Origin of the sequence: Curtobacterium sp. BNK-1 (genome assembly GCF_048685235.1) — a bacterium.
GTDB lineage: Bacteria > Pseudomonadota > Gammaproteobacteria > Enterobacterales > Enterobacteriaceae > Pantoea > Pantoea agglomerans.
The window spans coordinates 2,637,926-2,651,074 of record NZ_JBLQTJ010000001.1 but is presented as its reverse complement, the minus strand read 5'-3'; the positions used below and the strand labels follow the sequence as shown (position 1 = coordinate 2,651,074).

Annotated in this window: 12 protein-coding genes, 6 tRNA genes and 1 other RNA gene; 7 read left to right on the top strand and 12 right to left on the bottom strand. The window is 53.6% G+C overall.

What is annotated here, in order from left to right:
- Nucleotides 1–77 precede the first annotated feature (77 nt).
- Entirely contained in the window at nt 78–845 is a 768-nt protein-coding gene (gene cysZ / locus ACMGGP_RS12500; protein ID WP_498798485.1) for a sulfate transporter CysZ, read from the bottom strand.
- A gap of 218 nt (nt 846–1,063) precedes the next feature.
- Here cysZ and zipA point away from each other — a divergent pair, with 218 nt between their 5' ends.
- The 3 genes from zipA (at nt 1,064) to ACMGGP_RS12485 (ending at nt 4,377) form a co-directional block, all read left to right on the top strand.
- The gene (gene zipA, locus ACMGGP_RS12495) at nt 1,064–2,062 is read left to right on the top strand and encodes a cell division protein ZipA (RefSeq protein WP_022624162.1); all 999 of its coding nucleotides are present in this window, start codon (nt 1,064–1,066) and stop codon (nt 2,060–2,062) included.
- A gap of 76 nt (nt 2,063–2,138) precedes the next feature.
- Nucleotides 2,139–4,166: an NAD-dependent DNA ligase LigA gene (gene ligA, locus ACMGGP_RS12490; RefSeq protein ID WP_010259887.1), complete on the top strand. Its 2,028-nt coding sequence runs from the start codon at nt 2,139–2,141 to the stop codon at nt 4,164–4,166.
- Nucleotides 4,159–4,377 (top strand): DUF3820 family protein, encoded by a 219-nt coding sequence (locus ACMGGP_RS12485; RefSeq protein WP_003848878.1) that lies wholly within the window; start codon nt 4,159–4,161, stop codon nt 4,375–4,377. Before ligA ends, ACMGGP_RS12485 begins: the two co-directional genes overlap by 8 nt.
- Before the next feature lie 27 nt (nt 4,378–4,404).
- Here ACMGGP_RS12485 and ACMGGP_RS12480 read toward each other — a convergent pair whose 3' ends face one another.
- Nucleotides 4,405–5,415, bottom strand: coding sequence for a bile acid:sodium symporter family protein (locus ACMGGP_RS12480; protein WP_010259885.1), 1,011 nt, complete (start codon nt 5,413–5,415; stop codon nt 4,405–4,407).
- Nucleotides 5,416–5,510: 95 nt separating this feature from the next.
- Here ACMGGP_RS12480 and ACMGGP_RS12475 point away from each other — a divergent pair, with 95 nt between their 5' ends.
- Nucleotides 5,511–6,431, top strand: a complete 921-nt coding sequence (locus ACMGGP_RS12475) for a LysR family transcriptional regulator (protein ID WP_010259882.1) — start codon at nt 5,511–5,513, stop codon at nt 6,429–6,431.
- Here ACMGGP_RS12475 and ACMGGP_RS12470 read toward each other — a convergent pair.
- From ACMGGP_RS12470 to ACMGGP_RS12445, 6 genes are all read right to left on the bottom strand, one after another.
- Complete coding sequence (locus ACMGGP_RS12470; protein WP_022624164.1) at nt 6,428–6,772, bottom strand: FlxA-like family protein; 345 nt, start codon at nt 6,770–6,772, stop codon at nt 6,428–6,430. The two genes, ACMGGP_RS12475 and ACMGGP_RS12470, sit on opposite strands and share 4 nt — an antisense overlap.
- Before the next feature lie 237 nt (nt 6,773–7,009).
- A non-coding RNA gene (locus ACMGGP_RS12465) (RtT sRNA) lies at nt 7,010–7,145 on the bottom strand.
- 43 nt (nt 7,146–7,188) lie between these two features.
- Nucleotides 7,189–7,264 (bottom strand) — tRNA-Lys (locus ACMGGP_RS12460).
- Nucleotides 7,265–7,268: 4 nt separating this feature from the next.
- A tRNA-Val gene (locus ACMGGP_RS12455) sits at nt 7,269–7,344 on the bottom strand.
- 34 nt (nt 7,345–7,378) lie between these two features.
- Nucleotides 7,379–7,454, bottom strand: a tRNA-Val gene (locus tag ACMGGP_RS12450).
- Between the two features lie 41 nt (nt 7,455–7,495).
- A tRNA-Val gene (locus ACMGGP_RS12445) sits at nt 7,496–7,571 on the bottom strand.
- Between the two features lie 272 nt (nt 7,572–7,843).
- Between ACMGGP_RS12445 and gltX the strand changes: the two genes are divergently transcribed.
- Complete coding sequence (gltX, locus tag ACMGGP_RS12440) at nt 7,844–9,259, top strand: glutamate--tRNA ligase (protein ID WP_010257834.1); 1,416 nt, start codon at nt 7,844–7,846, stop codon at nt 9,257–9,259.
- Between the two features lie 33 nt (nt 9,260–9,292).
- Here the strand turns inward: gltX and ACMGGP_RS12435 are convergent, their stop codons facing one another.
- From ACMGGP_RS12435 to ACMGGP_RS12425, 3 genes are all read right to left on the bottom strand, one after another.
- Nucleotides 9,293–9,649, bottom strand: coding sequence for a YfeC-like transcriptional regulator (locus ACMGGP_RS12435; RefSeq protein ID WP_250488662.1), 357 nt, complete (start codon nt 9,647–9,649; stop codon nt 9,293–9,295).
- 21 nt (nt 9,650–9,670) lie between these two features.
- A complete protein-coding gene (locus tag ACMGGP_RS12430) occupies nt 9,671–10,024 on the bottom strand; it encodes a YfeC-like transcriptional regulator (RefSeq protein WP_010257838.1) in 354 nt (117 codons plus the stop codon).
- Between the two features lie 111 nt (nt 10,025–10,135).
- Nucleotides 10,136–10,924 (bottom strand): formate/nitrite transporter family protein, encoded by a 789-nt coding sequence (locus tag ACMGGP_RS12425; protein ID WP_010257841.1) that lies wholly within the window; start codon nt 10,922–10,924, stop codon nt 10,136–10,138.
- A gap of 359 nt (nt 10,925–11,283) precedes the next feature.
- Between ACMGGP_RS12425 and ACMGGP_RS12420 the strand changes: the two genes are divergently transcribed.
- Together ACMGGP_RS12420 and ACMGGP_RS12415 are read left to right on the top strand one after the other, a co-directional pair.
- A tRNA-Ala gene (locus tag ACMGGP_RS12420) sits at nt 11,284–11,359 on the top strand.
- Nucleotides 11,360–11,403: 44 nt separating this feature from the next.
- Nucleotides 11,404–11,479, top strand: a tRNA-Ala gene (locus tag ACMGGP_RS12415).
- Nucleotides 11,480–11,805: 326 nt separating this feature from the next.
- On the opposite strand, the gene ACMGGP_RS12410 is transcribed toward ACMGGP_RS12415, so the two are convergent.
- Nucleotides 11,806–12,996, bottom strand: coding sequence for a NupC/NupG family nucleoside CNT transporter (locus tag ACMGGP_RS12410; protein WP_010671371.1), 1,191 nt, complete (start codon nt 12,994–12,996; stop codon nt 11,806–11,808).
- Nucleotides 12,997–13,149: the final 153 nt, after the last annotated feature.

Sequence of the window (13,149 nt, the reverse complement as noted above, 5' to 3'; positions counted from 1 at the left end):
GAAGGAAAGAAATCGTATATCTATATGTCGCCCGGCAATAAGCCCTGCTAAAAAGAGCATAAGGCGCGCTGATGAATTTAACGCAACTCATGACGTGCCAGCGTTGACCGGTAGCGATCGACCCACATGGCGGTGGCACCGCAGACGGCAACCGGCATGATCACCAGGTTCAGAACCGGGATCATGGTGAACAGACTGATTAGCGCGCCAAACTGCATATTGGCCGTTTTGTGCTGACGCAGGGCGTTGCGCATCTGCTGAAACGGCACTTTATGGTTATCAAACGGATAGTCGCAATACTGGATGGACAACATCCAGGCGCTGAACAGGAACCACAGCACCGGCGCAACGGTCTGGCCAAAGCCAGGAATAAAGTAGAGCAGCAGCAGTCCCAGCGCGCGGGGCAGGTAATAACCCAGTTTTTGCAGCTCGCGCTTCATAATGCGCGGCACATCCTTAATCATTCCAGCCCAGCCGCAGTCCGGCAGGGGCTTGCCTGTCAGGCGGCCTTCCAGTTGCTCGGCCAGCAGGCCGCAAAACGGAGCGGCAATTAAGTTTGCCAGGGTCGAAAAGAAGTAGCTAAACACCAGCACAATCGCAATCACCGACAGCGGCCATAACAGATAGCTCAGCCACTGCAGCCAGTCCGGAATATGGGCCATCAGACGCGGGATCCAGTCACCGAGGCGATAGAAAAGCCAGATGAAAGCGCCACCCAGCATCACGATATTGATCAGCAACGGCATCACCACAAAGCGGCGAATGCCAGGCAGACGTACCAGTTTCCAGCCCTGGCTAAAGTAGTGCATGCCGTTAAAATTTGAGACGGAATTCTCAATGGCCATAAAGCCAGTTCTCCTGAAGATGTTAAGGCGCGCCCACTATAACCTGGCTTTTTCGCCAGGCCAGGTGCCGTTTGGGTAAAAAAACAGCGAAAAAGCGTGGGTTGCCTATCTTATTTGTCAGAAAATAGTGCACAGACTTGCACTTGTGTAGCAGGGCAAATACAGTTAGAGGATAAAGTTTGCCGCGGTGGCAAGGTATTGGAACAACAGAGAATACAATGATGCAGGATTTGCGTCTGATATTAATCGTTGTTGGCGCGATCGCCATTATAGCGCTCCTTCTTCACGGGCTGTGGACCAGCCGTAAAGAGCGTTCGTCAGTGTTCCGCGATCGCCCGCACAAACGTCTAAAACAACGTGATGAAAATGATGAGCAGGACCTGATTGACGACGAGGATGATGGCGTCGGCGAGGTTCGCGTTCGTTCTGATCGCAACGTACATCAGGAACCGCGTTTCGATGAGATTCGCGAGCCACAGCCAGAAGCGCCGCGTAAGCCTGCGCCCGCTGAGCCTGTGCGTCAGCCTGCGCCACGACCCGCACCGCAACCCGAACCTGAAAGCGACCCGCTTTTTAACACGGCACCGCAGCCTGCTCCGCAGTCGCGCCCTGAACCGGTTCGTCAGCAGCCCGCACCCACTTTTGTCGCGCCGCCCGTTCAGGCCGACCCGCTGCTGGATCTCGATCCGCTGGAATCTGTACAGCCAGCACCACAGTACCAGGCAGAACCTGAGCCGCAGCCTGAAGTGACACCGGCGCCCGCGCCAGCACAGCCTGCTGCTAAAGCGCCAGCGGAAAAACCGAAAGAAGCGGTACTGGTGCTGCATGTTGCCGCACACTCGGGCGGTGAACTGAACGGTGAGGCACTACTGCAGGGTATTCTTCAGGCGGGCTTCCAGTTTGGTGAAATGAACATTTTCCATCGTCATCTCAGTCCGGCTGGCAGCGGCCCGGTATTGTTCAGTCTGGCCAATATGGTTAAGCCGGGCTCGTTCAATCCTGACCTGATGACCGATTTCAGCACGCCTGGCATCTCTATCTTTATGATGGTGCCTTCTTACGGCGATGCGAATCAGAACTTCAAGCTGATGCTGCAGTCGGCTCAGCGTATCGCTGATGATGTAGGTGGCGTGGTGCTGGATGATGAGCGTCGCATGATGACACCACAGAAGCTGGAAACTTACAAAGCGCGTATCCGCGATGTGGTTGGCGTCTGAGACCTGCGCTAAACGCTATCTGAATTGTTAAAAACAAACCCCCGCCTGTCGGGGGTTTTTTATCTGATGGGGCTTTATGAAATCCGTCCAGGATCACATCACCGAACTGCGCACCACGTTGCGCCATCATGAATATCTCTATCACGTTATGGATGCGCCGGAAGTGCCGGATGCTGAATACGATCGTCTGATGCGCGAACTGCGTCAGCTGGAAGAGGAACACCCGGATCTGATTACGCCGGACTCGCCGACACAACGCGTGGGTGCCGCGCCGCTGACGGTCTTCGAGCAGGTGCGCCATGAAGTCCCGATGCTGTCGCTGGATAACGCCTTTGATGAAGCCACGTTTATGGCTTTCAACAAGCGGGTGCAGGATCGGCTGAAAAGCAGTGACGACATAACCTACTGCTGTGAACTCAAGCTCGATGGCGCTGCGGTCAGCCTGATGTATGAAAATGGTCTGCTGGTCCAGGCCGCAACGCGCGGTGACGGCACTACCGGCGAGAACATTACCGCCAATGTCCGCACCATTCGCGCTATCCCGCTGCGGCTTAAAGGCGACAACATTCCGGCACGGCTGGAAGTGCGTGGCGAAATATTTATGACGCAGCGCGGCTTTGAAAAGCTTAATGAGGAAGCACGCCGGACTGATGGCAAAGTCTTTGCTAATCCGCGCAATGCAGCAGCCGGTTCTCTGCGTCAGCTGGATCCGCGCATTACCGCCAAACGTCCGCTGACCTTCTTCTGCTACGGTTTTGGCCTGCTGGAAGGCGGTGAGATGCCGCACAGTCACATGGGGCGTCTGCAACAGTTTAAAGCCTGGGGCCTGCCTGTCAGCGACCGCATTAAGCTGGTGCACAACGCAGAAGAAGCCCTGGCCTTCTATCGTGATATTGAGCAACAGCGTCCGAATCTGGGTTTTGATATTGATGGCGTCGTGATCAAAGTCGATTCACAGGAACTGCAGGAAAAGCTGGGCTTTGTGGCGCGCGCGCCGCGCTGGGCGATTGCCTTTAAATTCCCGGCACAGGAACAACTGACCTGGGTGCGGGACGTCGAATTTCAGGTTGGCCGCACCGGGGCTATCACACCGGTGGCTCGCCTTGAGCCGGTGCAGGTCGCGGGCGTGATCGTCAGCAATGCCACGCTGCATAATGCGGATGAAATCGAGCGGCTGGGATTACGCATCGGCGATCGGGTGGTCATTCGCCGCGCCGGTGATGTGATCCCGCAGGTGGTCAACGTGGTGATGGCCGAGCGACCTGAACAGACGCGTGAAGTCCTGTTCCCGGCACACTGTCCGGTCTGTGGTTCCGAGGTTGAACGGGTCGAAGGGGAATCGGTCACGCGCTGCACGGGCGGTTTAATCTGCGGTGCTCAGCGCAAAGAGGCACTGAAGCATTTTGTCTCGCGCCGGGCGCTGGATGTTGATGGCATGGGCGATAAGATTATCGACCAGCTGGTGGAGAAAGAGTACGTCAACACACCAGCGGATCTGTTCCGTCTCACGGCGGGCAAACTGACCGGACTGGATCGCATGGGGCCGAAATCGGCGCAAAACGTTGTCGACGCGCTGGAGAAAGCGAAATCGACTACGCTGGCGCGTTTCCTCTATGCACTGGGCATTCGTGAAGTGGGTGAAGCCACCGCTGCCAATCTGGCTAACCATTTTGGTGAGTTGCAGAAGGTCATGGATGCCGATCTTGAGGCGCTGATTGCGGTGCCGGATGTCGGCAAAGTCGTTGCGGCACACGTGCGCAACTTCATGGAAGAGGAAAGCAACCGTGAGGTTATCCGCCAGCTGGTCGAGGATATCGGTATTCACTGGCCGCAGGTGGTGGTGGTGAGAGCCGAAGAGATCGACAGTCCGTTCGCGGGTAAAACGGTGGTGCTGACTGGCTCACTGTCGCAGATGAACCGCGATGATGCCAAAGCGCAGCTGATCGCGCTGGGCGCAAAAGTCAGCGGCAGTGTCTCAAAGAAAACTGATTTGCTGATTGCCGGTGAAGCGGCTGGTTCAAAGCTGGCGAAAGCAGCGGAGCTTGGCATTGAAGTGATTGATGAAGCGGAAATGATCCGCCTGCTGGGAGCCTCAGATGGATGAACATCAGCTGGTGGCGATAGCCAATACGCCTATGCCGTTTGGCAAATATAAGGGGCGGATGCTGATCGATCTGCCTGAGCCTTATCTGCTGTGGTTTGCCCGCAGTGGGGACTTTCCGTCTGGTCTGCTGGGTGATCTCATGCAACTCACCCTGACAATAAAAATTGAGGGTCTGGAAGGGTTAGTTAAACCGCTTCAGACCCGCAAGTAACGCTGCCCGCACTGGCGGGCAGCCGATCTATTTCTGAGACTCCATCACCGAATCTTTGACCTGCACAGCCTGCTGCTTCTCATTGGTCTTCTTATAACGTCCGGCAATAAATGAGCAGACCATCAGCTGTACCTGATGGAAAATCATCAGCGGCAGCACAATAATCCCCACGGTACTGGCCGGGAACAGGATATTCGCCATCGGCACGCCATTCGCCAGACTCTTCTTCGAACCACAAAACAGCACCACAATCTCATCGGCGCGTTTAAAGCGGAACAGACGCGAGGCCAGCAGGTTGATAATCAGCACGGCGGTCAGCAGAATGATTGAGCCTGCCACAATCCACAGCAGCGTAATCAACCCAACGCGATGCCAGATGCCATTAACCACCGCTTCACTGAAGGCGGAGTAGACCACCAGCAGAATCGAGGTCTGGTCGGTTTTGCCAATCAGGCTGCGGTGCTTCTCAACCCAGCCACCGATCCAGCGCCGTGAGAGGTGTCCCAGTACGAAAGGCACCATCAGTTGCAGCATAATCTTCCCGATCTGCTCCAGTCCATCGCTGGGCGCGCTGCTGTGAATATCCATCACCAGGTTCACCAGCAACGGCGAAATAAACACACCCAGCAGGCTTGATGCAGAGGCGCTGCATACCGCTGCCGCAACGTTACCGCCCGCCATGGAGGTAAACGCGATAGCGGATTGCACGGTCGCAGGCAGGATACAGAGGTAGATAAAGCCGGTATAAATTTCCGGGCCGACATTAACCGGATGCCACCAGACCAGCAACAGACCCAGCACCGGAAACAGCACAAAGGTGCTGAACATAATCCACAGATGCAACCGCCAGTGACTGCTGCCTGAGATGATCTTTTCACGCGACAGCTTGGCACCATGCATAAAGAACAGCAGTGCTATCGCTGCCGTCGCGAGATAGCTGAATATATCAACGTAGATCCCTCTGGCTGGCAGGAAAGAGGCCAGCAGCACGGTGATGATGAGTTTAACCATCATCGGATCGAGTTTTAAAAATCCCATTGTTAAATTCCGGTAAATTTTTCAATAGCGCGATTGTGCGTGAAACCTGTTTAGAAATAAAATTGATTTATTGAATTAATCTATGAGAAGAATCGATGAATTACACCCTGCGTCAGCTACGAACCTTTATTGCGGTGGCTCACTATGGCGGATTCAGCCAGGCGGGGCAGGCGATAGGTCTGAGTCAGTCGGCGGTCAGCCACAGTATTAAAGAGCTGGAAGCGGAAACCGGTGTGCGATTGCTGGATCGAACCACCCGGGAGGTGATGCTGACTGAAGCGGGAAAACAGCTGGCGTCACGCATGGAGCGCCTGCTGGAGGAGATTCATACCACGCTGCTGGATATCCGCAGTTTTGGCGAACAGCGCAGTGGTACCGTCAGGGTGGCAGCCAGCCAGACCATTTCCGCTCATCTGATGCCGCAATGTCTGGCCGCCAGCCAGCAACACTTTCCTGACATCAAAGTGATACTGCACGATCGCGCCCAGCAGTGGGTGCTGCAAAGTGTGCGTAACGCCGAAGTCGATTTCGGGATTGTGATTGGGCCACTCAGCGACAGCGATTTTGACAGCATCGCGATTCTGGATGAGCCTTTCCTGCTGCTATGCCGTGATGATGATCCGCTGGCGCAGGTGGAAAGGGCAGAATGGTCAATGCTGGATGGCCGCACCATGGTGCTTCAGGACTACGCTTCGGGCAGTCGGGTCCTCATTGATGCGGCGATGCAGCAGCAGAATATCAGGGCTGAAGTCGTTCAGGAGATTGGTCATCCCGCTACGCTGTTTCCGATGGTACAGGTGGGGATCGGCATCAGTATTCTGCCCGCGCTGGCGTTACCGTTACCGGCGGATCGCGCATTAACGGTGCGGCGTCTATATCCTGAAATCAATCGCAGCCTTACGCTGATCAAGCGTAAAAACCGCTCGCTGACGCCTGCTGCCGAAGCGATCTGGCAGGAGGTGCGCCAGCAGGCGACGCTGCTGGCGCAACAACGCGAGGCCAGGCCCGCATTTTAGATGTAGACATCAATTTTGTTGGTGTCGGTAGGGCGGTTAATCCCGTCTGCTTTGCTCTCACTGACGGACGAGCTGTCACTCTTTGGCTGATCCTGCTCGGCCTGCTTCTGTTCCAGCTGAGCAATCTGCGCCTGCAGCATGGTGATTTGTGACTGATACATCTGCTGCATTTCAGACTTCTGTTCGTCAGTCAGTTCTTTGTTGTCGGCCAGCTCTTTGACTTGCGTTAAGACGTTCTGAATCTGTTTATTCAGCGCCGCGACCTGCGAGGCAACACTACCGCCACCGCTGTCACCGCCACTGACTGCACTGCTTAGAATTCCGGAAATTGAAGACATCATTTTTCTCCCTGTAAGTTGTCAGATACGTTATCGGCACGCTGTGAAACGACTTGAGAGCTGAAATTGTTAAGGTTGCGAAAAGGCGAGAGCTTATCTGTTAAGCCAATGTCAGTGCTCCCTGATCCAGCACGCTTTTTAAAGCCTGAAGTCGCAGAAAAGGGCAGTTCAGATTTAAGTCATGCTTAAGTCAGTGCAGCAGAAACGAAAAAAGCGCCTTAAAGGCGCTTTATTCTGAATTGGTGGGTCGTGCAGGATAGCCTCGGCCCGTCGTGGGCCTCGCCCTGCGGGTGATGCTGTCGCATCAGCCTGAATCGCTCCCGGCGATTCAGTCGAACCTGCGGCAGGTTCTCATCCTGCACGGTAAAGTCCGTGCCCCGGAAACGAAAAAAGCGCCTTAAAGGCGCTTTATTCTGAATTGGTGGGTCGTGCAGGATTCGAACCTGCGACCAATTGATTAAAAGTCAACTGCTCTACCAACTGAGCTAACGACCCGAAGTGGTGGGTGATGACGGGTTCGAACCGCCGACCCCCTCCTTGTAAGGGAGATGCTCTACCAACTGAGCTAATCACCCACTTCGTACTTCAGTACTACTAACAGGCAAGATATGGTGGGTGATGACGGGTTCGAACCGCCGACCCCCTCCTTGTAAGGGAGATGCTCTACCAACTGAGCTAATCACCCATATCTTCATACCTGTTCACTGCGGGCCACGCTGTTAAGAGTGGTGGGTGATGACGGGTTCGAACCGCCGACCCCCTCCTTGTAAGGGAGATGCTCTACCAACTGAGCTAATCACCCCCGCTGTGTGGAGTCGCATTATAGGGATAGTTGATTTTGAGTCAACGCTTTTTAAAACATAAATGTGCGTTCGGTTTATTTTTAAACACCCTGTCGCGCTTTTAGCCAATGTGCTGGTTTTACTGGCAGAAAAGCCCCTTTTCCCGGGCGGCAACCGGCGGGCATGCATTGAGGATTCACCGTCAGATGCTAGAATGTGCCCACTGTTTTTTCGCGTCTAACCTGTTTTTTGTCATCCAGACAGAGAACCCGCGCATCTAAGGCAATACTCAATGAAAATCAAAACACGCTTCGCGCCCAGCCCGACTGGCTATCTGCATGTAGGTGGCGCCCGTACCGCACTTTACTCCTGGCTCTTTGCCCGTCACAACCAGGGCGAGTTCGTGCTGCGCATTGAAGACACCGATCTGGAGCGCTCCACGCCGGAAGCTATCGAAGCCATCATGGATGGCATGAACTGGCTGAGCCTCGACTGGAATGAAGGCCCTTACTACCAGACAAAACGTTTTGATCGTTACAACGCGGTCATTGATGAAATGCTGGAAGCGGGTACAGCCTATAAATGCTACTGCTCTAAAGAACGTCTGGAAGCGCTGCGTGAAGAGCAGATGGCCAACAACGAAAAGCCGCGTTACGACGGCCGCTGCCGTGACAGCCATGAACATCATGCAGATGATGAGCCGTGCGTTGTGCGTTTCCGCAATCCGCAGGAAGGTTCGGTCATCTTTGACGACCAGATCCGTGGCCCGATTGAGTTCAGCAACCAGGAGCTGGATGATCTGATCATCCGCCGCACCGATGGTTCGCCAACCTACAACTTCTGCGTCGTCGTGGATGACTGGGATATGGGCATCACCCATGTGATTCGCGGTGAAGACCACATTAACAACACGCCACGTCAGATCAACATTCTCAAAGCAATTGGCGCGCAGGTTCCGGTCTATGCCCACGTCTCAATGATCCTTGGCGATGACGGCAAAAAGCTCTCCAAGCGTCATGGCGCGGTAGGGGTGATGCAGTATCGTGATGATGGCTACCTGCCAGAAGCGCTGCTCAACTACCTGGTTCGTCTGGGCTGGTCACATGGCGATCAGGAAATCTTCAGCGTGGCCGAAATGGCTGAGCTCTTTACCCTGGATGCAGTCAGTAAGTCTGCCAGTGCGTTCAACACTGAGAAACTGCAGTGGCTGAACCATCACTACATCAATACGCTGCCGCCAGAATATGTGGCGACACATCTGCAGTGGCATATTGAAGAGCAGAAAATTGATACCCGCACGGGTCCGGAACTGGCGAAGCTGGTTGGTCTGTTAGGCGAGCGCTGCAAAACATTGAAAGAGATGGCTGCATCCTGCCGCTACTTCTATGAAGACTTTGCAGAATTTGATGCCGATGCCGCGAAGAAACATCTTCGTCCGGTAGCGCGTCAGCCGCTGGAAGTGGTACGCGATAAGCTGGCCGCGATCGAAGAGTGGACGGCTGAAAACGTACATCAGGCTATTCAGAGCACCGCAGATGAGCTGGAAGTCGGGATGGGGAAAGTGGGCATGCCGCTGCGCGTGGCCGTAACCGGTGCCGGTCAGTCACCCGGACTGGATGTGACCGTGGAAGCGATAGGCCGCAGCCGCAGCGTTGCACGTATTGAGCAGGCGCTGGCCTTTATCAGTGAGCGGGAAGCGCAGGCTTAATAAACAGAACCGGAAGCTACGCGCTTCCGGTTTTTACTCTTCAGTGATATCCAGACGCTGCAACATGCCTTTAATTCCTATCCGTAATATCAGCGCTGACAGCTGCTCCTGTTCAGCCTGACTCATTTGCGGAACCGCATTCACCAACAGTGCCGTCAGTGAATCTGCCGGAACCCTATACATTGCGGCGGGTTCGTGCAGGCTACGCGTCGAATGGATAAATTTTTCTACGCGATCATCCACATGAATCAATCGCGCCTTGCCGCCCTGAATGCCGGGTCTGGGCAGGGTGGTCCAGTTTTCGCGCTTAATCCATTTGTTCACTGTCTGTCGGCTCAGGCCCGTCTCTGAGGCAAGTTCTTCGGGTGTTAACCATTCCTTTTTCATCATACCTTCCCTGATAAATACACCTTACTCTTCGCTGATTCCCAGTCGCTGCAAAACGCCCTTGATACCTTCGCGTAAGATTAGTGCAGTGAATTGATCCTGCTCGTCCTGAGTCATTTGCTGGACGGAACTTATTAATAACGCAGGTAATGAATTGGATGGAGTGCCATAAGTTGCCGTCGGCTCGTTAAGGTTACGGGTCGACTGAATAAAACTTTTCACGCGCTCATCAATGTGAATCAATCGGGCTTTACCGCCTTGCACACCGGGCTTCGGCGTGGTCGTCCAGTTTTCCCGCTTGATCCATTTATTCACCGTTTGCCGACTGTAACCCGTCTCTGCAGCCAGCTCTTCGGGGGTAAGCCATTCCTTTTTCACGATGCAGTCCCTGATTAATACATTAGCAGGACATATTACAGCAAAACGTAACGGGTGAAAGTAACTGAAGCTGAAATTGCCTTTTGTCTCTCGACAAAAGGCAAAACCTCATTACTGAGGATTACTGGCGGGTTCAGCGGCAGGGCGGAATGCAAGGAAATAGGCCAGACCAACGAACACGGCACCACCCACGGCATTGCCTGAGAAGACGGCAATAAAATTAGGGAAGTACTCTGCCCAGCTCATCTGACCGGCAAAAATGGCGGCCGGAATAATAAACATGTTAGCGACAACGTGCTGGAAGCCAATGGCCACAAATGCCATCACCGGGAACCACATGCCGAAGATCTTGCCGACCACATCTTTACTGGCAAAAGCCAGCCATACCGCCAGGCAAACCAGCCAGTTACAGCCGATGCCGGAAATAAAGGCGTGCAGGAAATCAGCGTGGACTTTTGCAGAAGCGATAGCAACGGTCTTCTTCAGGTAATCGCCCTCGGTCATACCTAGCATGTGACCAAAGAACCAGGCGACAGCCACGCTGCCGAGAAAGTTAGCCAGGGTAACCCAGAACCAGTTGCGCGCCACGCTCATAAAGCTGATGCGACGGGCGAACCAGGCCACCGGTAATGTCATCATATTACCGGTCAGCAGTTCACCACCCGCCAGCACGGTCATGATGATCCCCACCGGGAAGACCGCGGCACCTAACAGGCCACCAAAAGAGCCCCATTCAGCGGGAAGGGTGTTGATCACGTGAAGATCCAGCAGGAAGCCGGTCGCAATAAATGCGCCCGCCATAAAGCCGAGAATCAGAAGGATGCTGACAGGTGCACGGCTTTTAGCCACGCCTGACTGGATCGCCAGTTGTGCGATTTCTTTAGGTGTATGCAGCGACATAGTATCTCAGTAGTTTTTTTATGATTAATGGGACGATAACGCCTGGTGGACGCGTGGTGCGCGGGAGAGGGTCCCGGGTACCACTAAATTAGCGGGCTAAGTTTTGCATGCGAAAAAGCCGAAGACAAGAAAATTCCTATAACATATTTAACCGTGAATTAACCTGACGGCAGACTGAATAACAGTTAAAAAACGGTCCTGTGTGAACAGACACGATTTTCCCCTGCAGCATGCTGCTGAAACTTCGCAGGTTGCCGCCTTTTTCAGCGATCAAACAGAGAATGTCATTTTGCCGTTGACACCCCGGAGGGGGTTTCATATTATGCCGTCCGTCGCTTAACGCGACAGTTTTTCGGTTCGGGGCTATAGCTCAGCTGGGAGAGCGCCTGCATGGCATGCAGGAGGTCAGCGGTTCGATCCCGCTTAGCTCCACCAAACTTCTTCCCAAAAGTTTGGCACTGAAAAACAATTCCAGATGTGGGGGTATAGCTCAGCTGGGAGAGCGCTTGCATGGCATGCAAGAGGTCAGCGGTTCGATCCCGCTTATCTCCACCATTTTCTGACACGCCGTTGTCAAAATCCTTTCTGATTAATCTCTTATTCGCCAGTTGCTGCGGATCCCAACGCTATTGCTTTGCCATTCACGCTGCTGCGCACGCTTAATTGCGTTATTAACCGGCATAACCTGCTATGACATCCGATGCTGTTTGCGGGACGCTGTGCCGCCTGTTGTGCACTATCTGAATGCAGATGTGACATGTGCAATGAAAGAGTTAACGCAGGAAAGTGGAATCAGCGGGAAGCAGAGCAAGGATAGAGCAGAAAGAGAAGGGCGAGACCTGCTCGCCCTTTGATGCTTAGAGTAGTGCGCAGAACCGTGCTTAGAACGCCAGAACCAGACCGGCGATAGCGGCGGAAAGCACGCTGACCAGCGTAGAGCCGTACAGCAGCTTCAGACCAAAGCGGGAAACCACGTTGCCCTGTTCTTCGTTCAGACCTTTAATCGCACCGGCCACGATGCCGATAGAAGAGAAGTTAGCGAACGAGACCAGGAACACAGAAAGAATACCTTCTGAATGTGGCGACAGCTGACCCGCGATTTTCTGCAGATCCATCATGGCAACAAACTCATTCGACACCAGCTTGGTCGCCATAATACTGCCGACCTGCAACGCTTCGCCAGCAGGCACGCCCATCACCCAGGCAAACGGATAGAAGACAAAGCCGAGAACGCCCTGGAAGGAGATGCCGAAGATCAGATCAAACAGCGCATTCAGACCTGAAATCAGCGCGATAAAACCAATCAGCATGGCGGCAACGATAATCGCGACACGGAAACCGGCCAGGATATACTCGCCCAGCATCTCAAAGAAGCTCTGGCCTTTGTGCAGATCCTGCAACTGCAGATCTTCTTCGTTTTCTACACGATAAGGGTTGATCAGCGACAGCACGATAAAGGTGCTGAACATGTTGAGCACCAGCGCGGCGACTACATACTTCGGCTGCAGCATGGTCATGTAGGCGCCGACAATCGACATCGATACGGTCGACATCGCGGTCGCGGCCATGGTGTACATGCGGCGCTGTGACATTTGGCCCAGGATATCTTTATAGGCGATGAAGTTTTCTGATTGTCCCAGTATCAGAGAACTCACGGCGTTGAAAGATTCCAGTTTTCCCATGCCATTCACTTTCGACAGTACGGTACCAATACCGCGAATCACCCATGGCAGGATACGGAAATGCTGCAGAATACCGATCAGCGCAGAGATAAAGACGATAGGGCACAATACGTTAAGGAAGAAGAAGGCCAGGCCTTTGTCGCTCATGTTGCCGAAGACGAAGTTGGTACCCTCAGCGGCATACTTCAGCAGATGGTCAAAGAAGCCCGCGAATCCTTTGACGAAACCGAGTCCCGCTTCTGAGTTCAGGAAGAACCAGGCGAGCACAATTTCAATCACCAGTAGCTGTATAATGTAGCGAATGCGAATGCTTTTACGATCGTGACTAACCAGCAAGGCGAGTATCCCGACCACCACCAGTGCTAAAAGAAATTGCAAAATATGGGACATGGTTGCTCCAAATTTGAGGAGGGTTGTATTTTGTTGCGTATTCTATGTAACGCGTTACTTAAAAACGAGATCTGAACCACAATATAAGTATTCGCTATCGTTATATTTTCCAGAAAAGTTCCAGAGATCACGTCCTGTTTACAAATACTTCAC

Coding starts and splice junctions, on each gene's coding strand:
- cysZ (WP_498798485.1), bottom strand. CDS start 845: ATGGCCATTGAGAATTCCGTCTCAAATTTTAACGGCATGCACTACTTT.
- zipA (WP_022624162.1), top strand. CDS start 1,064: ATGATGCAGGATTTGCGTCTGATATTAATCGTTGTTGGCGCGATCGCC.
- ligA (WP_010259887.1), top strand. CDS start 2,139: ATGAAATCCGTCCAGGATCACATCACCGAACTGCGCACCACGTTGCGC.
- ACMGGP_RS12485 (WP_003848878.1), top strand. CDS start 4,159: ATGGATGAACATCAGCTGGTGGCGATAGCCAATACGCCTATGCCGTTT.
- ACMGGP_RS12480 (WP_010259885.1), bottom strand. CDS start 5,415: ATGGGATTTTTAAAACTCGATCCGATGATGGTTAAACTCATCATCACC.
- ACMGGP_RS12475 (WP_010259882.1), top strand. CDS start 5,511: ATGAATTACACCCTGCGTCAGCTACGAACCTTTATTGCGGTGGCTCAC.
- ACMGGP_RS12470 (WP_022624164.1), bottom strand. CDS start 6,772: ATGATGTCTTCAATTTCCGGAATTCTAAGCAGTGCAGTCAGTGGCGGT.
- gltX (WP_010257834.1), top strand. CDS start 7,844: ATGAAAATCAAAACACGCTTCGCGCCCAGCCCGACTGGCTATCTGCAT.
- ACMGGP_RS12435 (WP_250488662.1), bottom strand. CDS start 9,649: ATGATGAAAAAGGAATGGTTAACACCCGAAGAACTTGCCTCAGAGACG.
- ACMGGP_RS12425 (WP_010257841.1), bottom strand. CDS start 10,924: ATGTCGCTGCATACACCTAAAGAAATCGCACAACTGGCGATCCAGTCA.
- ACMGGP_RS12410 (WP_010671371.1), bottom strand. CDS start 12,996: ATGTCCCATATTTTGCAATTTCTTTTAGCACTGGTGGTGGTCGGGATA.